At 64.3% G+C, this 22,161-nt stretch carries 24 protein-coding genes and 2 pseudogenes; all 26 read left to right on the forward strand.

What is annotated here, in order from left to right:
• Positions 1-9 precede the first annotated feature (9 nt).
• The 26 genes and pseudogenes from ACNA0I_RS09265 to ACNA0I_RS09390 all read left to right on the forward strand — a co-directional run bounded on the left by ACNA0I_RS09265 (position 10) and on the right by ACNA0I_RS09390 (position 22,063).
• Positions 10-570: a DUF2857 domain-containing protein gene (locus ACNA0I_RS09265; protein WP_009459723.1), complete on the forward strand. Its 561-nt coding sequence runs from the start codon at positions 10-12 to the stop codon at positions 568-570.
• A gap of 3 nt (positions 571-573) precedes the next feature.
• Positions 574-1,800 carry an STY4528 family pathogenicity island replication protein gene (locus tag ACNA0I_RS09270; RefSeq protein ID WP_009459721.1) on the forward strand — a complete coding sequence of 409 codons (1,227 nt, stop codon included), beginning with the start codon at positions 574-576 and terminating at the stop codon, positions 1,798-1,800.
• A gap of 318 nt (positions 1,801-2,118) precedes the next feature.
• Positions 2,119-2,898: a PFL_4669 family integrating conjugative element protein gene (locus tag ACNA0I_RS09275; RefSeq protein ID WP_009459719.1), complete on the forward strand. Its 780-nt coding sequence runs from the start codon at positions 2,119-2,121 to the stop codon at positions 2,896-2,898.
• Positions 2,895-3,422 (forward strand): DUF3158 family protein, encoded by a 528-nt coding sequence (locus ACNA0I_RS09280; RefSeq protein ID WP_009459718.1) that lies wholly within the window; start codon positions 2,895-2,897, stop codon positions 3,420-3,422. The genes ACNA0I_RS09275 and ACNA0I_RS09280 overlap by 4 nt, the downstream gene beginning before the upstream one ends.
• A 72-nt stretch (positions 3,423-3,494) precedes the next feature.
• Positions 3,495-3,935, forward strand: coding sequence for a single-stranded DNA-binding protein (locus tag ACNA0I_RS09285; protein ID WP_019726334.1), 441 nt, complete (start codon positions 3,495-3,497; stop codon positions 3,933-3,935).
• Between the two features lie 278 nt (positions 3,936-4,213).
• Complete coding sequence (locus ACNA0I_RS09290; RefSeq protein ID WP_009459717.1) at positions 4,214-6,226, forward strand: DNA topoisomerase III; 2,013 nt, start codon at positions 4,214-4,216, stop codon at positions 6,224-6,226.
• A 519-nt stretch (positions 6,227-6,745) separates the two neighbouring features.
• Positions 6,746-6,987 (forward strand): annotated as a pseudogene (locus tag ACNA0I_RS09295) (DNA cytosine methyltransferase); the annotation flags it as partial.
• A gap of 15 nt (positions 6,988-7,002) precedes the next feature.
• Positions 7,003-8,353: pseudogene (locus ACNA0I_RS09300) on the forward strand (DNA cytosine methyltransferase); the annotation flags it as partial.
• Between the two features lie 242 nt (positions 8,354-8,595).
• Positions 8,596-9,153, forward strand: coding sequence for a hypothetical protein (locus ACNA0I_RS09305; protein WP_009459715.1), 558 nt, complete (start codon positions 8,596-8,598; stop codon positions 9,151-9,153).
• 331 nt (positions 9,154-9,484) lie between these two features.
• Positions 9,485-9,697, forward strand: a complete 213-nt coding sequence (locus ACNA0I_RS09310; protein ID WP_003290186.1) for a hypothetical protein — start codon at positions 9,485-9,487, stop codon at positions 9,695-9,697.
• Positions 9,698-9,718: 21 nt separating this feature from the next.
• On the forward strand, positions 9,719-10,111 hold the full coding sequence (locus ACNA0I_RS09315) for a hypothetical protein (RefSeq protein ID WP_009459709.1): 393 nt from the start codon (positions 9,719-9,721) through the stop codon (positions 10,109-10,111).
• 173 nt (positions 10,112-10,284) lie between these two features.
• Positions 10,285-10,971, forward strand: a complete 687-nt coding sequence (locus ACNA0I_RS09320) for a hypothetical protein (RefSeq protein ID WP_009459708.1) — start codon at positions 10,285-10,287, stop codon at positions 10,969-10,971.
• A gap of 80 nt (positions 10,972-11,051) precedes the next feature.
• Positions 11,052-11,789: a DUF5983 family protein gene (locus ACNA0I_RS09325; RefSeq protein ID WP_009459707.1), complete on the forward strand. Its 738-nt coding sequence runs from the start codon at positions 11,052-11,054 to the stop codon at positions 11,787-11,789.
• A 97-nt stretch (positions 11,790-11,886) separates the two neighbouring features.
• On the forward strand, positions 11,887-12,165 hold the full coding sequence (locus ACNA0I_RS09330) for a hypothetical protein (protein WP_009459701.1): 279 nt from the start codon (positions 11,887-11,889) through the stop codon (positions 12,163-12,165).
• Between the two features lie 288 nt (positions 12,166-12,453).
• The gene (locus ACNA0I_RS09335) at positions 12,454-13,266 is read left to right on the forward strand and encodes a hypothetical protein (RefSeq protein WP_019726335.1); all 813 of its coding nucleotides are present in this window, start codon (positions 12,454-12,456) and stop codon (positions 13,264-13,266) included.
• A gap of 124 nt (positions 13,267-13,390) precedes the next feature.
• Positions 13,391-13,744 carry a DUF3085 domain-containing protein gene (locus ACNA0I_RS09340; protein ID WP_009459699.1) on the forward strand — a complete coding sequence of 118 codons (354 nt, stop codon included), beginning with the start codon at positions 13,391-13,393 and terminating at the stop codon, positions 13,742-13,744.
• A gap of 368 nt (positions 13,745-14,112) precedes the next feature.
• On the forward strand, positions 14,113-15,030 hold the full coding sequence (locus ACNA0I_RS09345; protein ID WP_009459698.1) for a DUF3577 domain-containing protein: 918 nt from the start codon (positions 14,113-14,115) through the stop codon (positions 15,028-15,030).
• Between the two features lie 57 nt (positions 15,031-15,087).
• On the forward strand, positions 15,088-15,777 hold the full coding sequence (locus tag ACNA0I_RS09350) for a DUF3275 family protein (protein WP_009459697.1): 690 nt from the start codon (positions 15,088-15,090) through the stop codon (positions 15,775-15,777).
• Between the two features lie 94 nt (positions 15,778-15,871).
• Positions 15,872-16,195 carry a hypothetical protein gene (locus ACNA0I_RS09355; protein ID WP_009459695.1) on the forward strand — a complete coding sequence of 108 codons (324 nt, stop codon included), beginning with the start codon at positions 15,872-15,874 and terminating at the stop codon, positions 16,193-16,195.
• A gap of 102 nt (positions 16,196-16,297) precedes the next feature.
• Positions 16,298-16,705 (forward strand): hypothetical protein, encoded by a 408-nt coding sequence (locus ACNA0I_RS09360; protein ID WP_009459693.1) that lies wholly within the window; start codon positions 16,298-16,300, stop codon positions 16,703-16,705.
• Positions 16,706-16,721: 16 nt separating this feature from the next.
• Complete coding sequence (locus ACNA0I_RS09365; protein WP_009459691.1) at positions 16,722-16,982, forward strand: hypothetical protein; 261 nt, start codon at positions 16,722-16,724, stop codon at positions 16,980-16,982.
• 76 nt (positions 16,983-17,058) lie between these two features.
• Entirely contained in the window at positions 17,059-17,706 is a 648-nt protein-coding gene (locus ACNA0I_RS09370) for a hypothetical protein (protein ID WP_019726336.1), read from the forward strand.
• Positions 17,707-17,731: 25 nt separating this feature from the next.
• Positions 17,732-18,880: a DUF6094 domain-containing protein gene (locus ACNA0I_RS09375; RefSeq protein ID WP_219805742.1), complete on the forward strand. Its 1,149-nt coding sequence runs from the start codon at positions 17,732-17,734 to the stop codon at positions 18,878-18,880.
• A 51-nt stretch (positions 18,881-18,931) separates the two neighbouring features.
• A complete protein-coding gene (locus tag ACNA0I_RS09380) occupies positions 18,932-19,252 on the forward strand; it encodes a hypothetical protein (RefSeq protein ID WP_009459687.1) in 321 nt (106 codons plus the stop codon).
• Positions 19,253-19,342: 90 nt separating this feature from the next.
• Complete coding sequence (locus ACNA0I_RS09385; RefSeq protein WP_009459685.1) at positions 19,343-19,648, forward strand: hypothetical protein; 306 nt, start codon at positions 19,343-19,345, stop codon at positions 19,646-19,648.
• A 135-nt stretch (positions 19,649-19,783) separates the two neighbouring features.
• Entirely contained in the window at positions 19,784-22,063 is a 2,280-nt protein-coding gene (locus ACNA0I_RS09390) for a helicase-related protein (RefSeq protein WP_019726337.1), read from the forward strand.
• The last annotated feature ends 98 nt before the right edge of the window (positions 22,064-22,161 follow it).

Raw genomic sequence — 22,161 nt, forward strand, 5'->3', positions numbered from 1 at the left:
GAGGCCAGCATGTCCGCACCACACCCACTCAACCAGGCCGTCATCGCGCAGGCCCTCTATGACCTGCGCAATGGGCAACTGCGCCGGTGCAAACTGATGGGGTTTGGTGAGGAAGAACTGGACGCCCTCAAGCATCCCGCGCTGATCAGCGTGCTCGCCAACGCCAACGTCTCCTGGTGCTCGGTGACGGTCAACCGCGAAGTGCTCCGGCGACTACTCAAGCAGGCGCAGGACGTGGAGAAGGAAATCGCCACGGTCGATCGCATGCTCAGGCTGGGTGCGAGCACCGAGATGGTCAGTCGGTTCTATGGCCTGACCCACCAAGAGGTGGCGCTTCGCCGCGAAATCCTCGGCCTGCCCAAGCGCAAGGGCCGCCACCCCGTGCTGGACGAGAAACAGGACACGGATCTGTGGCGGCAATGGAAGGCCGTGACCGGCAGCAGGAATGTCGATCTCGAAGACGAAACCTCCATTCTCGACGCCGCCATGGACTTGGCCGAAGGCATGTCGCTGCCTCTGTCGGTGGTCTGGGCCTCGATCAAGAGCTGGGTCGATCAAGGATTGGGTTGAGCCATGGCCGTGGACGACACCGCACCACGCCGTGGCCCCGTCGCACTCGCGGACCTGTTCGACGCCGCCTTGAAAGACCTCGTGCCCAAGCCCAGTGCGCCAGCACCTATGCCTGCGCCGACGCCCGCCACGTCCGGCGATGCCTTCCTCTTCAGCGGCAACCGGCATGAGACCGTGCCGCGGCGACTGTTCCTCGACCGTCGCCTTACGCCGCTGGAGCGCAACGCCTGGCAGGTGTTCCGGCTGATGCTCAACGACGATGGCGTGACAGCCTTCCCGACGTATGAGCAGCTTCGACCCTGGCTGGCATCGATGCCCTGCGCCGGGCAGGCCTCGCATGAAACCGTGGCCCGAGCGTTGACGCTGTTGCGCCTCACCCGATGGTTGAGCCTGGTGCGGCGACGGCGTGACCCCAAGACCGGCCGCATCCTCGGCAACCTCTACGTTCTGCACGATGAACCGCTGACGCCCTTCGAGGCCATGCAGCTCGACGCCGACTACCTGGCACTGGTCAGCCAGTCCCTCGGCCATTCGGCCAAGGCCGTCCAGATGGTCGGCCTGAACACCCTTAAGGAGATCGCGGAAGATCCGCTGCTCTCCGGGCGCACATTGCCGTCGCGGCTGCAGGTTCTGGCAGAACGCCTCGCCAGCCAAGGCATCACGGCCGCCGCAAGTTATCCACAGGAGGACGCCGCCCACGATTCCGAAGAAGGAGTATCGAGCCTTCTTCGGAATGCGGATGACCCATCTTCGGAATCCGAAGCAGGGGCGAAACCCGTGCCAAACGCCTCTCTTCGGAATCCGAAGCAGGCCCGTACAGTACGTAGTAGTCGTATTAATGAAGTACGTACTACCGCGCAGGCGCGCGCGCTGGGCGATCTGCAATGGCCCAAGCGCTTCACGGAACTGAAGGCAGAGCAGCAGACAGGTGCCAGGGTGGCATTGCAGCAGGTTGATGCCGCGCTGAGACAGGCCGTGCTGGACGAATGGGCCACACGATGCAGCAGTCATGGCATACGCAATCCTGCGGGGTATCTGTTCGGCATCATCCAGCGCGCCATCCATGGCGAGTTCAATGCCTGGGCCAAGAAAGACGCGCCATCGGCATCCGTCCCACCAAACGAGCGACCACCACCAGCACCGCCACCTCAGCCGCAGGGTAAGCCAGTGCCGCCAGAAGTCGCCAAGCAGCACATCGAGCGGCTACGCAATCTGCTCGCCAGCAAATGAGTCGGCATGCCAGGCGGTGAAACTAGATGCCCATGGCCGCCAGTAGAGCTATCCCCTGGGGATAGTTCCGCTGCTGGGCACAACGCCAAGCTGTCGCAGGCCTGGGATCGACCATCTGCCGCAGCATCGGCGTTGTCCCCCCTGATCTCGGCGTGCAGCGTTCGTTAGCGCTCCATGGAGCTATCCCCTGGGGATAGCTCGCGCCGCATGCAACCGCCACGCCCTAAACCGGGGCCCGCCGGGATTCGGATTCTTGACTGACTGCCTTCCGCTTCCTGTCGAAGCTGGCCGCTCCTTTTCCAACAACGAGCAGACACCATGGCAACCAATGAACCTCTGCAACTGAATCTCGGCTCCCTGCGCAGTGCGATGTCGCTGACCCTGCACACCCATCACGCTTCCCGCATCTGGCATGGCCGCGCCGCCGCCGAGGGGCGACCGGGCATCGTCGGCCTGAATGGCTATATCGCTCAGATGAACAAGATGCGGCGGGGCTCAGAACAAGACGATCCGTACTCGGACTGGTGGATGCTGCGCATCGAGGACAAGCTCGACCACACCAAGGTCACGCTGCAATCGCTGCGCGAGCAGGTGGACCAGGCGCTGGCGAGTGTGCCGCCGGCGCTCAGCCTGGGCGAAAACCTCAACGTGCAGCCGGTCAAGCTCCCGCTCTTCGTCAACGCGCAGCTCGGCTTTGCCGCGGTCTATCTCCTGGCCGACTACGACGACATCGCCCGCAAGCTGATCCTCGCCCATCACACCGCGCTCATTGACCGCAGCACCTTGGAACGCTGGCTCAACGAGGGCGCACATTCATTGCGCAGCCTGTTCTCGCTGGCCCAGCAGTATCGCTATTCGGGCTGCACACGCGATGACTTCGCGTCGAAGAATGCCGCAGCGCGGGCAGCGCTGGAGAAGTATGGCGAACTGCCGCAGGACGTGCTGGAAGGCACGCGCCGGTCGAAGTTTGCGCCGCCCATCGTGCGCCGTGGCCTGAAGCAGCGCGGCGACGGTCCTGCCGAAGCATCACTGCTCGGCGATGAAACCACCACCGCAGAGTCGCCCGAAGCCGCAGCCGGCGAGGACGAGCCGGCATGAGCGATCCGAACCCACCGACCCGCTACTTCCGAGGCCTGCAACAGGGTGCCTTCATGCGGCTGGAACACGCGGCCTATCTAAAAGGCCTTTTAAAGCCTTTTAAGGGTAAAGGGGACTTCGAGGCCTGGGCCAGCCAGTGCTTCGCCATGCGCGACGAGTTGATTGCCCTGGCACAGCGACAGGTACTGGAGCAGGCATGCGGGCACCCCTTCCACCTGCTGCCCATCGAACTGGCCCAACAGACCACTGGCGCAGGAACCGTCTTCTTGCGCTGGCGCAGACACGACAGGTCGGCCATGGGCGTGGCGCTGTGGCGGGAGCTGGTCGCCAGCAGCAGCACACCCGTCAACCTGCTGGCCGACCTGCACGCGATCGAGCTGCAGCGCATCACGTTGAACATGCAGATCAGCCTGCTGCACACCTTGGGCAGGCAGGCGCAGGAATGCGCCAGCAAGGCGGCCGAGGCGGACGACGCCTACCTGCGCCGGCTCACGCCCATTCCCGCCGCAATGCGCGATCGGTGATTGCGCCGGGCACCCAGCACGCTCCCGGCGCCGACGAGGCACGGGTATTTCAACCACCACGGAGATCACATCATGAGCACGCATTTTTCCGGCGAAGGCAACATCGGTTCGCCACCGGAGTACCGCGAATTCCCCAACGGCAACGACGAACCCAGTCGCCTGCTACGCCTGAACGTCTATTTCGACAACCCTGTGCCGAAGAAGGATGGCACGTTCGAGGACCGGGGCGGCTTCTGGGCGCCGGTGGAAATCTGGCACCGCGACGCCGAGCACTGGAAGGACCTGTACCAGAAAGGCATGCGCGTGCTGGTCGTCGGCCGCATGGAGCGCGAACCCTGGACGGATAACGAGGATCAGCCGCGCGAGACCTGGCAGATCAACGCGCGCAGCGTCGGCATCCTGCCGTACCGCATCGAATCCGTGACCCTCAGCCCGAAGCCGCAAGAGGCAGAGCCCAAGCCCCAGGCCGCGCAGGAACCGGCTGCGCCGAAAGAATCCAAGCGCAGGAAGTGAACCGGCATGGAGGGCGGTCGCACGTCTTCGCCGCCCTCCATGCGCTCGCGAGCTATCCCCAGGGGATAGCTCCACCAACGTCCACCGACTTTCACGCGCTCCCTCATATCGCGGCTCCCGGTCCGCACACCTGCGGCCACGCGCCACCCCCGCACAAGCCATTCCATCCCGTGAAAGCGGTCACCGCCGCATGCGGCTTGTTTGCTGCTGCCCCAGGTGGCGCTCGGCATCCTCGATTCCAGCAACTCCATGAACAACGGGAATCGGGATGGACGGACATGCGGCTGTTCTTGTGCGAGAAGCCCTCCCAGGGCAAAGACATTGGCCGGATTCTCGGTGCCACGCAGCGCGCTGAAGGCTGCCTCAACGGTTCCGGCGTCACCGTCACCTGGTGCATCGGCCATCTCGTAGAAGCCGCAGCGCCCGAAGCCTACGACGAGCAGTTGAAGCGCTGGTCCATCGAGCAGTTGCCCATCATTCCTCAGCACTGGCGGGTCGAGGTCAAACCGAAGACCGCCACGCAGTTCAAGGTCGTCAAGGCGCTTCTGGCTAAGGCGACCCAGCTTGTCATCGCCACAGATGCCGACCGCGAGGGCGAGTTGATCGCCCGCGAGATCATCGACCTGTGCGGCTACCGCGGCCCCATCGAACGGCTGTGGTTGTCGGCGCTCAACGATGCTTCCATCCGCGCGGCACTCGGCAAGCTCCGGCCATCGGCCGAGACGTTGCCGATGTACTACTCGGCGCTGGCACGCTCTCGGGCGGACTGGCTCGTCGGCATGAACCTCAGCCGCTTGTTCACGGTGCTGGGACGACAGGCTGGCTACGACGGCGTGCTGTCGGTCGGCCGCGTCCAGACCCCCACGCTCAAACTGGTCGTGGACCGCGACCGCGAGATCGCCGCCTTCGTGTCCGTGCCGTACTGGGCCATCGACGTGTCCCTGTCCGCTGGTGGCCAGGCTTTCACCGCGCAGTGGGTTCCCCCGAACACATGCACCGACGACGCCGGCCGCTGCCTGCAGCAGCCCATCGCGCAGCACGCCGCGCAGCAGATCCGCGCCGCGGACAGCGCCCAGGTGGTGGCGGTCGAAACCGAGCGCGTGCGGGAAGGCCCGCCGCTGCCGTTCGACCTGGGGACCTTGCAGGAGGTGTGTTCCAGGCAGCTTGGGCTCGATGTGCAGGAGACCTTAGACATTGCTCAGGCCCTATACGAGACGCACAAGGCCACGACGTACCCGCGCTCCGATTCGGGCTACCTGCCCGAAAGCATGTTCGCCGAGGTGCCAACGGTCCTCGACAGCCTGGTCAAGACCGATCCCTTGCTGCGACCGATCATGGACCAGCTCGACCGCACTCAACGCTCACGCGCCTGGAACGACGCGAAGGTGTCTGCTCACCACGGCATCATCCCGACGCTCGAACCGGCGAACCTCTCGACCATGAGTGAGAAAGAACTGGCAGTGTATCGGCTGATCCGGGCGCATTACCTGGCGCAATTCCTTCCTCACCACGAGTTCGACCGCACTGTGGCGAACCTCTCCTGCGGCCAGCAGACGCTGGCGGCCACCGGCAAGCAGGTCGTCGTCAAGGGTTGGCACCTGGTGCTGGCCGAACCGCAATCCGAGGAGGATGGCGACCCTGCGGCGCGCAGCCAGGTACTGCCCGCGCTGCGCGAGGGCCTGGCATGTCAGGTGGCCGACGTCGATCTGAAGGCGCTCAAGACGCTGCCCCCTCGACCCTATACGCAGGGCGAGTTGGTCAAGTCCATGAAGGGCGTCGCCAAACTGGTCTCGGACCCGCGCCTGAAACAGAAGCTCAAGGATACGGTCGGCATCGGCACCGAAGCGACGCGGGCCAACATCATCAGTGGCCTGCTGACGCGGGGCTACCTCGTGAAGAAGGGCCGCGCCATCCGTGCCTCGGATGCGGCCTTCACCCTGATCGACGCGGTGCCCACAGCGATTGCCGACCCAGGGACAACCGCCGTCTGGGAACAGGCGCTGGACATGATCGAAGCTGGACAGCTCACGCTGGACGTATTCATCGGCAAGCAGGCTGCATGGATCTCACAGTTGATCGCGCAGTACGGCAGCACGTCCCTGTCCATCAAGGTTCCCCACGGACCGCCTTGCCCACAGTGCGGCGCACCGACGCGCCAGCGCACCGGCAAGAGCGGCCCATTCTGGTCGTGCAGTCGCTACCCCGACTGCAAAGGCACGCTGCCGGTCGAATCCGGCACGTCCAGGCGTGGTGCCTCGCGCCCGCGCCGCAGCGGCCGCAAAGGCTCCTGACCGACCCCGTTCCCCGTGAGCCGTGCCCGCCATCGGCGGCGCGGCCTGTGTTCCGCACGCCCTGCGGGACGCCCAGCGCGCAACGCCTTCTTGTCCGTGTGCGCGTCCCGCCTGGCCGTCCCCGGCCGCGGGACCTGAAGGTAGCTTCTCCGCGAACCGCCTCCTGCGCGTTCTGCTGATCTGCATTTCTCCCGCCTCTGCGAAGGGTCCCCCGGTGGCTTGCCAAGCTGCGCGAGCCACCCGGAGACCCTTCGTGGTCAGCGGTATTCGGTGCCGGTGCCCGCCGGCGCAAAAACGGGCTCCCTTTGTGCGCGGATGTGCGCCAGACGATGCCGGCGCGAACCACGACATGCGCCGGGTGTGATTGCTGATGAGCAGACGGTTCTAGCGACGACCGGGCCTGCACCAGCCCACGGGTGGTTCTGTCCTCCCGAGCCGAAGGCCGCAGGGCCTTCGGCGCCTTTCTCCTGCCTATCAACGTCCCGGCCCGCCCCGGGCCACACGAACAGGAGACCCGACATGAACCCGCAACCTTGCACCCTTCGCGGTGCGCCCCAGGCCGCGCCACTGCTGTACGGCAGCGTGTGCAGCGGCATCGAGGCCGTGAGCCTCGCATGGCAACCCCTCGGCCTCAAAGCCGCGTGGTTCGCCGAGATCGAGCCGTTCCCGAGCGCCGTGCTCGCCCACCGTTACCCCCATGTGCCCAACCTGGGCGACATGACCGCGATCGCCCGTCAGGTGCGCGCCGGCATCGTGCCGGCNCCCGACATCCTGGNCGGCGGCACGCCGTGCCAGTCGTTCAGCGTTGCCGGCGCGCGCCAGGGGCTGAACGACCCGCGCGGCGCCTTGACCCTTGCCTATGTGGAGCTTGCAAATGCCATCGACCAAACCCGCCACCAAGACCGCCGCCCGCCGGCAACGCTCGTCTGGGAAAACGTCCCCGGCGTCCTCAACGACCGCAGCAATGCCTTCGGGCATTTCCTGGGAGCACTGGCCGGAGAAAGCCGTGCGCTCCAGCCGCCAGGGGAAAAATGGGCGCACGCTGGTTGTGTGTCTGGACCCCGCCGCCGCATCGCCTGGCGCGTGCTCGACGCTCAATATTTCGGTGTCGCCCAACGCCGCAAGCGCGTGTTTCTTGTGGCATGTGGTGGTGATGACCTCGATCCCTCCGAAGTACTTTTTGAGCGCACAGGCCTGCGCGGGGATTCTTCTGCGGGCCGCGCGCCGTGGCAAGAAGCTGCCCGCGCTGCTGGATCGGGTGCTGCTGCAGCAGGCGGATACGCAGGATTCGCTGGACTGAACCAGCCCTACGGCAAGGTCACGACGACGTTCGGATTCAGCGGCGGCATCGGCCCCGTCGATGTTGCGGCATGCCTGATGGCCGCGGGTCCCAAGCACGACATCCGCACCGAGACGTTCATGGTGCAGTCCATCGCCGGCAGCATCGCCCACACCCTCGACACCGCCAACAACGGCAAGGGCAGCAGCGAGGACGGTACGGGAAAGGGCGTGCCGATCATCGCCTTCACCGCCCAGGGCAGCGGCGCGGACGCCACGATCGACCTGACGCCGACGCTGCGTGCCGGCGGGCATCGCAACAGCCATGCGAACGCAGGCGTCGTACCCGCCATCGCCTTCGCGCAGAACAACCGCGGCGAAGTGCGCTTCGAGTCGGGGCATGGACAGGTGTCTTGCACCGTCCTGTCCAACGGCAAGCCGGGCTACGGTGTGCCGATGGTGGCCTGCGTTGCCCTGCGGGGACGGACGCAGGGTCTTGCCGCCGAACTGGGCGGAAGCGTTGCAGCGGCGTTGCGTACCAGCGGCGGCGGCGCAGACAAGCCCCATGTCCTGGCCCCCGACTTCGAGGCACATTTCCGCTACGACTGGAATGAATCCGGTGCAGCGGACTGGTCGCAATGGCGGGTGCGGCGGCTGATGCCCATGGAGTGCGAGCGGCTGCAGGGCATGCCCGACGACTACACGCTGATCCCGTATCGCGGCAAGCCTGCCGCAGACGCTCCGCGCTACAAGGCGATTGGCAACTCCATGGCCGTCCCGTGCATGGCTTGGCTGGGCAACCGGCTGGTGCAGTGCCTGCACAAGACGGACTTGACCGATTCGGATTGATCGACGACGCAGCCTGCCGGCCGCGCCATTCTCTCCCTGCATTGCCGATGTATCGGCAGCAGCCCGCAGCCAGGGTGTCAAGGCTGCCGTGGGTTCCGCCCACGCCACCCACCAGTTCGCTTCGGCATCTCACCGGCGAACGCTGCCCACCGGGGCATCGATGCCTCCTTTCTCCAACCCACGGGATGGTCGCCACGTCCCGTTAGGGGCATGTCGCCACCCGGTCGATTTCAGGATCTCCCATGGAAACCATCACCAAGCAAGACCGCATCACGCTGAAGAACCTCAAGGTGGCCGACTTCGCCAGCGAGGAAACGCTGTGCTTCACCGCGACCATCGTGTTCGACGGCATTCCCATCGCCGAGGCCCGCAACGACGGCCACGGCGGCTCGACGTTCCTCCACGCACTCAACGGCAAGGCGGCGCTGCTGGCGCAGGCCGAAGCCTTCGCCAAGGGCCTGCCGCCTGCGCCGCTCGACCTGGGCCACGAGGGTGAAGACCCTCATTACATCGCCATGACGCTCGACTTCCTGGTCGATGAGCTGGCCGATGCCATGCACGCGGAACGCAAGGTGCGAGCCGCGTTCAACCGCGACATCGGCAACAAGGTGCTGTTCATCAAGGACCGCAAACTGCTGTTCATCAAGGGCATCAAGCTCAAGGCCATCGCCGACCGCAAGTCGTACTTCGCTTCGCTGCGCGCCCGGCAGGCCCAGCCCATCGTCATCCTCGCCGAGCTGCCGCCCGAGCAGGCATTCGACCTGTGGAAGCAGCATGTCCTGGGCGACAAGCCCGACTGACCCAGCACCACCGCACCCTCCTGACAGCCCCGCACTCGACGCGGGGCTTTTCTTTTCTCTGAGCCCATCAATCGGGGCTGTGCCGGATGCGGTTTTCCAACTGACGCAGCACGGCCCTCGCAAGAAGCTGCCCGCATGTTCGCTGATTCGTCAGCACATGCCAGCAGCCAGGGTTCCAGGCTGCCGCGGGTCTCTCCCGCGTCACCCACCAGTCCGCATCGCATCAATTCTGCGGATGAGCGTCCCCGTGACGCTGATGCTTTTTATCAACCGCGTGCGGGAGCTGCCATCCCGTGAGGGACAAGGCCCCGCTTTTCCAAGGAGCCCGTCCATGTCCCAGCAAGCCTCTTTCGGCCAGTTGGCCCTGACCTACTGCGGCAAGTTCCTGCCGCTCGAAGTCTTGCAAAGCGCCGCCGGCCACTACATCGGCACGCGCGATACCGAAGGTCCCGTTTCGCGGGAATCCCGCGAGTACTTCCGCAGCTATGCCGCGGCTCAACGCGCCCTCGAAAGAGGCGGCTGGTCCCAGCTCGCCATTCCCTGATCCAACTGGAGAAATCACATCATGAACCAGCTACTGCCGCGGGAAGTCGTCGATCAGATCATGCGGGAAGAGCAGCATTTCGCTGCCGCGCCCCAAGCCTTCTTCGAGGCCTGGAAGCGCGGTGTCGAGATTGCTGGTCCCGAGTGGTTCGGCGACGGCACCCGTGAAGGCCTGAACCGGGCCAACACCAAGTGGGATTTGCGTCCCGACATGCTGCGGCTCAACGATGCCCTCGGCGTCCTGAGCAGCGGCGAACGCATGTTCCTGTCCGCCATGGTCAGCTTCTACAACGCGCGCGAGGGCGGTGCCATGCTCAAGCGCTGCCACTTCCACGGGCTGTCGGACTTCGACGGTCTCGATCTGGAACGCCGCAAGGTCATCGCCGACCTGCTGGTGAACTACAGCGGTTGGTGAGTCGGTCTCCGGCACGCCACTGTCTTCTCGATCCTCCCGTGAGGGACATGCGCTCATAAGGCCATGTCCCTCAATTTTTCTTCCCCATCGCCCGGCGCCAACGGCCCTGGGCTATTCCCTGCGGATGCCATCGTCCGCAGGGGCTGGCTCCGCTCTTCTCGAAAGGAGCCAGCATGGCAAACAACTACTACGAAGGCACGGGCGTTCTCGTGCTCGACCGCGTTACTCCCGTCATCAAGGCACTGTTCGATGCCTTCGCGCTCGACGAAAACCATCCCGGCAATGGGCAGGCCTACATCGCCCAGATCGCCGAGACCAATGATCCACGCTGGACAGATGTGCTGGACGGTCTGGAAAACCTGGCCACACAACTCGGAATCCCCATGCCCGACGACGAAGAGTTGTCGATTCCGCCTCTGCTTGAACGGCTGGCCGCGCACTTCGGTGCTGACCAGGACGGGGAGCTGGAGAACCTGATAGAGCACCACCACTTCGAGGACAGCGCGGACCTGGAAGCCCTGCTTCTGATCGCTACCCGCTTCGATGATGGCCATAACCTGACCGCCATACAGTTTGAGGGCTGCTGGTATTGCAGCAAGCCAAGGCTATTCGAGTTCGGCGGCAACGGCTGCTACCTGAGCCGCGAGGTCCAGGTCTTCAGAACGTCCTCGCAGGCGCTTCAACTCGGCGATCAACTGCGCAACACCATCCTGGCCGCCGACATCGAAGAGGCCTCAGCGTTGATCGCGCTGGAGGCCGCCAACCTGCTTGCCGGCATCACCGATGAGCAATTTCGCCTAAATGTGCGCCATCGCATCGCCGAACGGCTGGCTCAGACGTCAACGATCAGCGCCGACTGACGCATTTTCCACTTTCAACCCACCGGGTCCAATTCCCGGTGGCGGGGATTGGCTCCATTATTCAAATCTGGAGAGTTCCCATGTCCCTGAAACCCAATCCCTTTCTCCGCGGATACTGGAATCTGAAAATCGTCCGCACGCTGTGCATCAGCTACGAGGATGGAAGCCCGCATGTCTGGCGAATCATCCACCCGAGCCAAAAGCACCTTTCCGACGAGGAAATGATTTCATCCTCGTGCATCGTCACCAGCGATTTCGCCGTAGTCAGGAATGGTCCCGAACCCGTGAGTGCCGAGGTACTGGCCGAATGCGATGCCGGAGAAGGTGTCAGCGGCGAAGGCGTAATCGGCGCCGTGGTCTATGCCATCCATGGCGATGACTTCGACGGCCGCCCCATCCACGTCGGCGACGCCTATTCGGCAGAGGCAGCGCGGGAGGTCGTACAGCGCCTGAGTTTCGAGACCGGCTATTACAGCCGGTGCTGGGAAATCAGCAGCGCGCACATAAGCGAGGAAACCAGCCAATACCTCGCCAACCTGGCAGACCTCGCCACGCCGGAGGCCTTCCTGTTCATCGCGTTCCGGGTTCCGTACAGCCCGGCGATCGGCATCAAGCTGATCTCCACCCCCTGGACGGACAAGAACCTGGACCACGCCGAGGGCATCAGTGCGGAGCAGCTTCGCCAGGAGCACCGAAGCAAGGGTATGCCGGATGACCTGGCGAACGTCATTGAACTGGCTGGCCAGGCCGATGTGCGCATCCTGATTCTCGACGCCGACGCACCCGTGCTGTTGGGCCTGCCGTTGGCCGAATCCTAGCAGCCGCTCGACGCAACATCCTTCCTCTTTGTTCTCCCCCATACCGGCCCGTCTCCCTCCCGGAACCGGGCTGATCCATTTTCATAGGAGCAACCTCATGTTCCCCGACCTCATCTCGCGCACGCCAGACTTCGAGCACCAGCTCGGCGCCTGCGTCAATGCCATGGGCCAGGACGACGCCATCGGCCAGATCCTGGTATTCGAGCGCATGAGCGGCACGCTGCACATGCGCCATATCGCCAGCGCCGACCTGGTGGACACCGACATTGACGACTACGAAATGGTCGTCTTCGACGGTGGCAACACCAGCGGCGATACATGGAAGCATGTCTTCTTCCCACGTCAGCGCGAGCACTACTTCGTGTACGAAGCCTGACCCAACCAAGCCCCTTTCGAGGGGCTTTTTCTTGTCCGCAGCGCAGGAAAGCGGGTGCGACGCTGTGCGATTTCTTGCGGGCAGGCCGCCCATTCCAGAGCCATCCTTGCTCCATGTTCGTCGGCGTTGCCGACACATGCCCTGGCAGCCGAGACCTTCAAGGCTGCAAGTGCGGGAAACCGTGCTGGTCGTTTCTTCCTATGGACGTACCCCGTCCGTTCACGCCACCCACAAGGGACCTCTCCCTTGCGGGCGGGGAATCCCTTGTTCTTCCTCAAGGAGATTCCCATGGACCGTTCCCTCATCAAATCCATGATGCCTTCGCTTGTCGCGGGCCATATGCCTCGCAACGTGCGTTCGTTCAAATACCGCGTATTCGATGATCAGCCGCAGTCCTCGACGTTGGGCTTCGCCATCGACCCTCAGCCCTTCAACGGCAAGGTGGTCTCCGCGACCGACGATGCCATCGTCGTCAAGCTCAAGCCTTCCGAGTTCGCCGTGCTCGATCCCAACCTGGTGACCACCGTTCCCAGCGAGGGCGCCAAGGTCCATGTCCAACCCTACGCCCGGCGACGTTTCGACGGGCTGCGCGCGGACACCCCGGAAGTCGTCACCGAGAAGACTTCGGATGGCACGCCTTACACCATCACGAGGCATATCCTTGGCAAAGCACCCGCCAAGCTGCCAATTCCCGAGCCGCAGTGCATGGAGCTGGGCCAACTCATCGAGCAGTTGGAGGAGATGCCCGCGCCCGACGGGTTCCGGTGCATCACCCACATGCTGGTCGATGCAGGTGCCCGCGACTTCGCCTGGGTCGATCCCAAGCCCTCCAAGATCATCGAGACCCCGCCGGCGATCAGCTTCACGGTCTCAACCACCAAGTTCGAGGGTCAGGTGACGATCCTCTACGACCGTGGCGGCGACACCTACGTGGTGGAGCTGCACCGCGACGGTGAGTTGATCGATAGGCACGACGAGGTGTATTTCGACATGCTCGGTGAAGTGCTGGAGCGGCTCATCGACGACGGGCGCTGGCGCCTGATCGGCGTGAGCGTGATCGACGCCAAAGCCTCTCGTCAACGTCAGGCGGTTCCAGCCTGACGCGCCAGACAGGAAGCCTAGCGGCACGACTGATCAGTCCACAGCCTACCGGCGACTGCCCCACAAGCCTTCCATCCGTTTCGGTGGAGGGCTTTTTTCTTCATCCATACAGGAGATTTCAACCATGTCACTGCGATTCAGAGGCTCCGACCTGCGCCCCGTGCTTGCCGAGGCCATCGCCAACCAATGCCGCGTCGCCCTGGCCAAGGACCAGGGCGTGTACTTCCTCGCCGAGCGCGGAGAGCGCCGCCCCGATGGCCGCGTGAAGCTGCTGGCCTATGCCGTCGGCTGCAACCCGGATACCGACCCGTTCGATGACTGGTGGGAACTGGCACGCGCCGAGCTTGGCGGCGACGATTTCGGCGAGTTCTTCGACCCGAAAGACAGCGTTTTCACTCGCATTCTGCAAAGCTCAGATGATCTGGAGCTGTCCGCCACCGCTACGTATCTGTCACTGGCGGCGGTGGAATCGGCGTAGTCCAAAAATGTCCGCATACCCCTTGAAGCCCCCATTTCGGGGGCTTTCTTTTGGGCGGAACTGGGCAGCCTGGAAAAAATGGGAAGCGCCCGGATGCCGATTGATTGCTGTCGCGCGCGCGAGGCCCGGCCATGCTGACCCCATGCCTGCTGACGTTGTCAGCGACATGCCAGGCAACCATCGGTCTTCGAGGTTGCGTCGCAGTTCCCACTGCGTGACCGAGCCAGCTCGCACCGCATCCATCCGCGAGCGGCCACCAGTCTCTGGTGGCGGATGCTTTCGCCTTATCGACCCACCGCGGGGTTACGCACCTTTCCCCGCATGCGTGGGGCTGGTGTGTCTCCGCTTCTTCCCTATGGAGATTCACCATGAACACCACGTCCAACGAGAAATCGTATTTCGACCTCCACACCTCGGGCATCGGCTACATCCAGCGTGTCCGTGAAGTGCCTGTCCGGGGCGGCCGCCGTGCGCAGCCTTTCCTGGCATGCACCGTTGCCGCGCTGGTCGGCCCCGCCAGGGACCCCAGCTACCGCTACTTCGACGTCAAGGTCTCGGGTGCCGAGGCCAAGAACCTCGTCCAGCGCTACATCGGCGTTGACGATCCCAAGCAGCGCCCGCTGGTGCGCTTCCGCCTCGGCGACCTGTGGGGCGATGCGTACATCCGCGACAAGGGCGAGCGCAAGGGTGAAGCCGCCGCGTCCCTCAAGGCGCGACTGCTCAAGGCCGAGCCGCTTGACCGGGCCGAACTGGCTTCCATCAAGCAGCACGAGCTGATCACCCGCGGCATCGGCTACCTCAGCCGTCCGAAGGACGTCACCCCCAAGGATGGCGATCCGTTCCTGTCGTGCTGCGTCGCGGCTCTGGCCGGGCCTGTCGGTGAACCGGACTATCGGTACTTCGACACCATCGTCGCCACCCCTGAAGCCGAGCACCTGGTTCGCCGGTGCGTGCAGGCCATCGAAGGGGACCGCAAGGTGCTGATCGCCTTCAAGTTGAACGACATGAAGATCGATCCGTACATCCGCACCAAGGGTGAGCGCGCCGGGGAGCCGGGAGCGAGCCTGGAATCGACGCTGATCCACATCGGTCTGATCAAGATCGACGGCACCCAGGTCTATCCGACGAGCCAGGCGCAAGCCGAGGCGCCGCAGGCCGAGGACGCACCCGCGCCCGAAGCCGAGGATGCCGCCGACACCGCTGCCGACCAGCCTATCGAGTCCGCCGAGCGCGAGCCCGCAGGTGAAGTCGAAGAGCAGGAGCCGGCATTGGCTGCTTCGTTCTGATCCGGCATGGCCCCTCACGGGGCCTTGCCTTTTTCCTATTCCTCAAGGAGAAGCATCATGGCAGTCACATCGGCACCCGAGAAATCGGCCACGCCCATCATCGTCCCGGGCCAGCTCGCGCTGCGCACCATTCACGGCCGCAACGGAAAGTTCAACGTTGGCAAGCTCGAATGCCAACTCGGCAAGTTCACGATTAAAGACGCGGAGTTGGAGCAATACCCCGAGGGCAAGTACCAAGGGGAATTCGTTCTTCGCTACATCTTCCTCAAAGGCTATCCGATCAGCGACGGCAGCATGCGTTTCGAGATGCGCGCCAACCTGGACGGTATGACACTTTTCGGCATCGACAAGCTGAGCAAGGCCGAAGCACATAGCTTTGCTCCGCAGGAAGTCGATCCGCTCGATGAAGAGCAAGGGACACAGCCTGCGACAACGCCGGCCAAGCCCGCCAAGGCATCCAGGTCCGCCAAACCTGCACCCGTGCAGACGTCCGCGGACCCGCTGGTCGATACCACGCCCTTCGGCGTGGACGCGCCGCCTGCTGCGGCTGCTGCCCCCGGCAGCACCGAGGATGGCGACGCCGCGCTGTTCGGCCTGTTGTGGCCGCTGGGCGAGTCTGTGAAGCTGGATTCGACCATCGACCGCCGCACCCTGCGCGCGCAGATCGCCCGCCTGGGCGAACTGGGCTACGCGCTGGACTTCAAGACGCAGGAGTGGAGCCGCCAGGCCGAACTGCAACCTGCGTGATTGCAGACACCGCATCCGCGGTGTTCTTCATCCACCCGCCGGGGTTCCTTCCCCATGCGGGGGTGGCCTCGGCTTTCTTCTGGAGGTCTCCATCATGTCCATCATCACTTGCGATACACCCCGTTCCGCGCTGGACGAAACCGCGTGGCGCGCCGTTTGCAAGACGGCCGCCGAGCATGCCCAACGTGGTTGCGGCCTGTCCTGGGATCACTGGGTCACGCTTTTCAGCTCGGAGATCGACGCGCAAGCCAGTCGATTGCCGGAAAGCCAGCGCGTTCATGCGCTGGAAATCGCGACCCAGGAATGGGACTACGCAACACCCGCCGAACGGCAGGAAACCCAGGACTGGCTCGCTGAAAACGGCTGCTGTTCGCATGGGATCACGCTGGGTTGCTGCCCGGCCGGTTGCGGTTCCTAGCCCGCACTGCATTCCATCGCCGCACACGCGGCATTCCATCACCCGCTGGGGGTTCTTCCCCACGGGGAGGCCTCTGGCTCTACATTCTTCAGGAGGCCTCTCATGGGCTGGTATTTCTCTCCCCAATCGCGGTCTGAACTGATCGCGGAACTGATCGCACCGCAGGAGACCGAGCGCGCCAGCGTGAAGGTCATCGCCCACACGCTGCGCGGCAACGTCCTCTGGTCCGTCGCGGAAGTGACGGCCAGGGCCGAAGGCGTGCATCGTGATCTCGCACCGGGCCAGTCCCTGCGCTACATCCGCTGCGATCTTCTGGAGCGCAGCGGCAGCCAATGGGGCTACAAGCCCTTGGACGAGTCCATGCACCCGTACTACTACTCGTGCCCGTTGAGCTACCTCGACATGACGCCGGAGCAGTCCGCCGACTGGCGTGCAGGCGTTCGCGCCTACCACGCGCGGCGGCGCACCCCCACGGCATCCACGGCACCCGCCGCGGCGCTGTTGGCCTGAGTCAGGAGGAACCGACATGGACCCGATCCTGGCTGCGCTCCCCGCCTCACTGTTGAAACTCGTTGAAGGCAGTTTGTCCAACGACGAAGTGTCTTCCGACGAGGAAATGCAGGAGTACTTCATCAGCAACGGCCTTACCGAGGAACAGGCGCGGCAGGCGCTGACCTACCGCGACCAGTACCTCAACAACATCTACCTGGACGGCTTCACGCCGATCACCGCGGTGGACGAGGCGCTTCACTTCAACCCGCACACCCGGCAGTTCGAGCCGGACTGAGCGATTTTCTTCCACCCCCTGGGGCAGTACTTGCCCCGGCGGGCGGTGCTGTTCCCGTTCATCCGAGGACACCACCATGCCCGCAAACACTTCTTCCACGCTGTACCGCATCGACGAATGCCCGGACGTGATGGCCGACGCCTGCGTCGGCGATGACCAGGGCAACCTGATCTTCCTGTCCATCTGGGCGCGCGACACCGCCGTCCAGCAGTTCCTCGCTCGCCTGACCCTCGGGCGCGACGAGCAAGGACTGGACCAGTTCCACGTCATCACCGACCAGGGCGGCAGCGTCCCGGTGTTCGTCGGCAACGTCGATCGCCTGGAAAAGCGCATGACCCGCGCCTACCGGCGAACGCTGTTCGGTTCGCTGTCCAACGTGTGGCTGTTCGACCGGCGTTGCGTGAAGCCCGACAAGGCCAACGCCAGCGCGCTGGCATTGCTGCCACGCGACAGCTCCCACCGGCTTGACCGCCTGTGGATGCTGGTGCGGGACACCTGCCCGTTGCCGCTGCTCGACCACTGGCGCGAGACCGTGCTGGAACTGCTGCAAACCCGCGAGATGCTGGCCCGCCTTCCGTTCGCCCTCGGGCCGTTGGAAGGCCATCGGCTCGCCATCGACGTGCCGGCGCTGACCCTGGCGCTGGGTTCCCTGATCCGAAGTGACGTACTCACCGCCTATCCGTATCCGGCCAAGATTTGGACGCCGGAAGCGGTAGCGGCTTGACCCACCTGCGGAGGCACGCCTTGGCGTGCTTCCGCCATTCCTCCCCGCCAACCAGGAGACTTCCATGGCCCTCATGTTCCCGCGGCTTGCCCGCAATTTCGCCAAGAACGGTTACTACCCGACCGACGAACCCACGCTCGAAAGAGCCCTCAACGCACTGATGCCCAGCGACGGGCCGATGTGCATCCTCGATCCCTGCGCCGGCGAAGGCGTGGCGATCGCCGAAGCCGCCCATGCCCTCGGGCGCGAGCAGGCCAAGGCGTTCGCCGTCGAGTTCGACCCGGAGCGGGCACGTCATGCCCGCGGCCTGGTCGATCACTGCCTGCACGCGGACCTGATGGACACGATGGTCTCCAAGCAATCCTTCGGGTTGCTCTGGCTCAACCCGCCGTATGGCGACCTGTCCAAGGACGTCAACGGCAACATCGGCTACCAAGGCCAGGGCCGTGCCCGCCTCGAAAAGCTGTTCTATCAGCGTTCGCTGTCGCTGTTGCAGTACGGCGGCGTGCTGGTCTTCATCGTCCCCGGCTACGTGCTCGACGCGGAGTTGGTCGGTTGGCTGACACGCCACTACACGGACCTGCGCATCTACCGAGCGGTGGAAACGCAATTCAAGCAGGTGGTGATCTTCGGCCGAAGGGTGCGACAGCGTGAACAGGCTCCCGATGGCGTCAAGGCCGTGCGCAATCTGCTGCTGCAGGTTGGGCTTGGCGAAGTCGAAGCCGAGGAGCTGCCGAGCGATTGGCCGTTCCTGCCGTACATCGTCCCCGCCAGTCCGGCCGAGCCGGAGCATTTCTTCCGCGTGACGATGGAGCCCGAGCAGTTCGCCGACGAGGTTGGCAGGCTGCAAGGCCTCTGGCCGTCGCTGGACACGCACCTGGGGGCCGCGCAGCAGTCGCTGCGTCCACCGGCGCGGGCTTTGTCCCACTGGCATCTCGCCCTGGCTCTGGCCGCGGGCGCGATCTCGGGGGTTGTGCGCTCCAAGACCGGGCGCGTGCTCGTCGTCAAAGGTGACACCCACAAGGACAAGACGCTCCAGCGTGAATTCACCGAACGCGAAGACGGCTCGATCGCCGAGACCCGCATCCTCACCGACAAGTTTGTGCCCGTCATCCGCGCGTGGGACATGACGCCTGGCTCCGCGACACGGGGCGAGGTGTTGACCATCCGCTGACTCACCGGACGCGCTGCCGTCCTGCTATTCCCACATCGAAGGAGAAACACCATGTTCGCAAACCCGTTCAAGCGGCCCGCGCCGCAGAAGCAACCGTTGTTCGCACCGGGTACGCTGAAGTTGAGCGAGAAGGTGCATTGGTTGGCACGCAAAGGCCTGATCGACCCCTTGGCCTATGTCCAGCGCCACGTGCGCGGTGACTGGGGCGAGATCGACGAGGCCACCCGCCAAGCCAACAACGTCGCAATCCAACAGGACAACCTAATGATCTCGCAGTTCAGGATCACGCCGGACCTGGCACTGATCGTCAAGACCAGCGAGGACCATGAAACCACGGTGGTCCAGCTATCCGAGGAGCAAGATCTGATTTGACGGCCCCACATCGTCATTCTCATCCACCTGACGGAGCCACTTCACTCCGCCAGGGGTGTCGTGGCTCAATAACCTTTCAAGGAGGAGCCCATGGCATCACATCGCATCGAAACCTACTGCCAGAGGCTGGCGTTCCCCATCGGGGCGCTTATCTTCAGCAAAGGCATTGACCGCCTGGTCCGCTCGGGTCGCCTCGACCCGATCCCGTACTTCAGGCGCCACACCCGTGGTGACTGGGGCGACGTCAACGTCCAGCAATGGCAGGCCAACAGCACCGCGCTTCAATCAGGTGCTTCGCTGGCATCGCACTACGTGATCCACCCGGGGCTGGCCATTCGCATCGTTACCGACGCGGAGCGCCGCGCCACCGTCATCGTTCTGCCGTCCGAGGACTGAGCACGGTTCACCCGCTGGCCATCCAGGCCAGCACCTTCAACCACCTTCGGCCACGCGCCGATTTACTTCCCACCACGGGGCATGCCACTGCCCCACTGGGGGTGGTGCATGCCCCATTTTCTTTGGAGCATCACCATGTCCCTCGATCTCGAAACCAATGCCGCTGAAGCCGCGCCCGTACAGGGCGAACTGCTCGATGCGGAATCTTCCCCTCTGACCCTGAGCCTTCAGGATTTCGTCGGCGAGTTCGGCGACGAACTGCTCGACGCCCTCAACAGCGCTAATCCGCCGGTCTATACCGGCCAACCGCAGGCACATCGCCAGCTCATCGTCGCCAGCCTCAAGCGCAAGCTGTTCCAGGCCCAGGCCGAAGTCGTCCATGCCGCCGCCGAGCTGCTGATTGACCGTGGCGAACATGCCGCGATCGTCAATGGCGAAATGGGCTGCGGCAAGACGACCGTCGGCATCGCCACGGCCGCCGTGCTCAACGCCGAAGGCTACCGCCGCACCTTGGTTCTTTCGCCGCCGCACCTTGTTTACAAGTGGCGGCGCGAGATCCAGGAGACGGTAGCAGGCGCCAAGGTGTGGGTGCTCAACGGCCCCGATACCTTGGTCAAGCTCATCAAGCTACGCGAGCAGTTGGGCGTGCAGCCCACGGGCCAGGAGTTCTTTGTCCTGGGGCGCGTCAGGATGCGGATGGGGTTCCACTGGAAGCCTGTCTTCACTCAGCGGCGTACCCGCCACGGCAACGTGGCAGCGTGCCCGGACTGCGGCACGGTCATCACCGATCTCGACGGCGAGCCGGTCAACCCGGTCGAACTCGAAGCCGAGGAATCCCGCAGGAAGTGCAGCCACTGCGCCGCCCCCCTGTGGACGCTGATCCGCCCGAGAAGCCTGTCCGGCAGCGATCAGTCCTCGGCCGTCCTCAAAGCCTTGAAGCGCATCCCGACCATCGGGGAAGTCACCGCGCAGAAGCTGATGCAGAAGTTCGGCGACGGCTTCCTGGCCTCGATGCTCGGCGACAACATCCATGAGTTCATCAACCTCATGGACGGCAACGGCGAACTGGTGTTCTCCGACCGTCAGGCCACGCGCATGGAACGCGCGATGGCCAACATGGAGTTCGGGTTTGGCGAGGGCGGCTATCAGCCGTCCGAGTTCATCAAGAGATACCTGCCGCAAGGCACGTTCGACCTGCTCATCGCCGACGAGGCACACGAGTACAAGAACGGCGGCAGTGCCCAGGGCCAAGCCATGGGCGTGCTGGCGGCGAAGGCTCGCAAAACCTTGCTGCTGACCGGCACGTTGATGGGCGGCTACGGGGACGACCTGTTCTACCTGCTGTTCCGAGCCCTTCCCGGGCGGATGATCGAAGACGGCTACCGCCCGACCACGAGCGGCAGCATGACCTCGGCCGCGATGGCGTTCATGCGCGATCACGGGGTCTTGAAGGACATCTACTCCGAGAGCGCCGGCACGGCGCACAAGACGGCCAAGGGCACCAAGGTATCGGTGCGCACGGTCAAAGCCCCGGGCTTCGGCCCCAAGGGCGTCTTGCGCTGCATCCTGCCGTTCACGATCTTCCTCAAGCTCAAGGACATCGGCGGCAACGTCCTGCCGCCGTATGACGAAGAGTTCCGCGAAGTCGCGATGGACACGGCGCAAGCCGCGGCCTACCGCGATCTGGCGGGCCGGCTGACCGCGGAGCTGAAACAGGCTCTGGCGCGACGCGATACGACTCTGCTGGGTGTGGTCCTCAACGTGCTGCTGGCCTGGCCGGATTGCTGCTTCCGGTCGGAAACCGTGGTGCATCCGCGCACGCGCAACACCTTGGCGTTCGTCCCGGCTCAGTTCAACGAGTTCGAGATCAGCCCCAAGGAGCGTGAGCTGATCGATATCTGCAAACAGGAGAAGGCGCAGGGCCGCAAGGTCCTCGCCTACACGGTCTATACCGGCACGCGCGACACCACGTCGCGCCTGAAGGTACTGCTGGAGCAGGAAGGTTTCAAGGTGGCGGTGCTGCGCGCGAGCGTGGATGCAAGCCGCCGCGAGGACTGGATTGCCGAGCAACTGGATCGTGGCATCGACGTGCTCATCACCAACCCCGAGTTGGTCAAGACGGGATTGGACCTGTTGGATTTCCCGACAATCGTGTTCATGCAGTCGGGCTACAACGTGTACTCGCTCCAGCAGGCGGCCCGCCGCTCCTGGCGCATCGGGCAGAAGCACCCCGTGCGCGTGATCTATCTCGGCTACGCCGGTTCCTCGCAGATGACATGCCTCGAACTGATGGCCAAGAAGATCATGGTCTCGCAGTCCACCTCGGGCGATGTACCCGAATCGGGGCTGGATGTCCTGAACCAGGATGGTGATTCCGTCGAGGTCGCACTGGCCCGGCAACTGGTCGCCGCCTGATTCCCACGCCACAAGCCGGCCTAGCGCCGCCGGCATTTCTGTTGTTCCCACCTTGCAGCCACGCCCACGTTCTCCGTGGACGTGGCTGCGCTTTTTTC

Origin of the sequence: Bordetella muralis, from assembly GCF_965139205.1 — a bacterium.
Classification (GTDB): domain Bacteria; phylum Pseudomonadota; class Gammaproteobacteria; order Burkholderiales; family Burkholderiaceae_B; genus Bordetella_A; species Bordetella_A muralis.

Bases quoted from the DNA above. Each gene is read 5' to 3' on its own strand.
- ACNA0I_RS09380 (WP_009459687.1), top strand. From the start codon at position 18,932: ATGTTCGCAAACCCGTTCAAGCGGCCCGCGCCGCAGAAGCAACCGTTG.
- ACNA0I_RS09335 (WP_019726335.1), top strand. From the start codon at position 12,454: ATGGACCGTTCCCTCATCAAATCCATGATGCCTTCGCTTGTCGCGGGC.
- ACNA0I_RS09370 (WP_019726336.1), top strand. From the start codon at position 17,059: ATGCCCGCAAACACTTCTTCCACGCTGTACCGCATCGACGAATGCCCG.
- ACNA0I_RS09265 (WP_009459723.1), top strand. From the start codon at position 10: ATGTCCGCACCACACCCACTCAACCAGGCCGTCATCGCGCAGGCCCTC.
- ACNA0I_RS09390 (WP_019726337.1), top strand. From the start codon at position 19,784: ATGTCCCTCGATCTCGAAACCAATGCCGCTGAAGCCGCGCCCGTACAG.
- ACNA0I_RS09315 (WP_009459709.1), top strand. From the start codon at position 9,719: ATGAACCAGCTACTGCCGCGGGAAGTCGTCGATCAGATCATGCGGGAA.
- ACNA0I_RS09345 (WP_009459698.1), top strand. From the start codon at position 14,113: ATGAACACCACGTCCAACGAGAAATCGTATTTCGACCTCCACACCTCG.
- ACNA0I_RS09365 (WP_009459691.1), top strand. From the start codon at position 16,722: ATGGACCCGATCCTGGCTGCGCTCCCCGCCTCACTGTTGAAACTCGTT.
- ACNA0I_RS09385 (WP_009459685.1), top strand. From the start codon at position 19,343: ATGGCATCACATCGCATCGAAACCTACTGCCAGAGGCTGGCGTTCCCC.
- ACNA0I_RS09270 (WP_009459721.1), top strand. From the start codon at position 574: ATGGCCGTGGACGACACCGCACCACGCCGTGGCCCCGTCGCACTCGCG.
- ACNA0I_RS09285 (WP_019726334.1), top strand. From the start codon at position 3,495: ATGAGCACGCATTTTTCCGGCGAAGGCAACATCGGTTCGCCACCGGAG.
- ACNA0I_RS09325 (WP_009459707.1), top strand. From the start codon at position 11,052: ATGTCCCTGAAACCCAATCCCTTTCTCCGCGGATACTGGAATCTGAAA.
- ACNA0I_RS09280 (WP_009459718.1), top strand. From the start codon at position 2,895: ATGAGCGATCCGAACCCACCGACCCGCTACTTCCGAGGCCTGCAACAG.
- ACNA0I_RS09290 (WP_009459717.1), top strand. From the start codon at position 4,214: ATGCGGCTGTTCTTGTGCGAGAAGCCCTCCCAGGGCAAAGACATTGGC.
- ACNA0I_RS09350 (WP_009459697.1), top strand. From the start codon at position 15,088: ATGGCAGTCACATCGGCACCCGAGAAATCGGCCACGCCCATCATCGTC.
- ACNA0I_RS09340 (WP_009459699.1), top strand. From the start codon at position 13,391: ATGTCACTGCGATTCAGAGGCTCCGACCTGCGCCCCGTGCTTGCCGAG.
- ACNA0I_RS09320 (WP_009459708.1), top strand. From the start codon at position 10,285: ATGGCAAACAACTACTACGAAGGCACGGGCGTTCTCGTGCTCGACCGC.
- ACNA0I_RS09275 (WP_009459719.1), top strand. From the start codon at position 2,119: ATGGCAACCAATGAACCTCTGCAACTGAATCTCGGCTCCCTGCGCAGT.
- ACNA0I_RS09355 (WP_009459695.1), top strand. From the start codon at position 15,872: ATGTCCATCATCACTTGCGATACACCCCGTTCCGCGCTGGACGAAACC.
- ACNA0I_RS09310 (WP_003290186.1), top strand. From the start codon at position 9,485: ATGTCCCAGCAAGCCTCTTTCGGCCAGTTGGCCCTGACCTACTGCGGC.
- ACNA0I_RS09305 (WP_009459715.1), top strand. From the start codon at position 8,596: ATGGAAACCATCACCAAGCAAGACCGCATCACGCTGAAGAACCTCAAG.
- ACNA0I_RS09360 (WP_009459693.1), top strand. From the start codon at position 16,298: ATGGGCTGGTATTTCTCTCCCCAATCGCGGTCTGAACTGATCGCGGAA.
- ACNA0I_RS09330 (WP_009459701.1), top strand. From the start codon at position 11,887: ATGTTCCCCGACCTCATCTCGCGCACGCCAGACTTCGAGCACCAGCTC.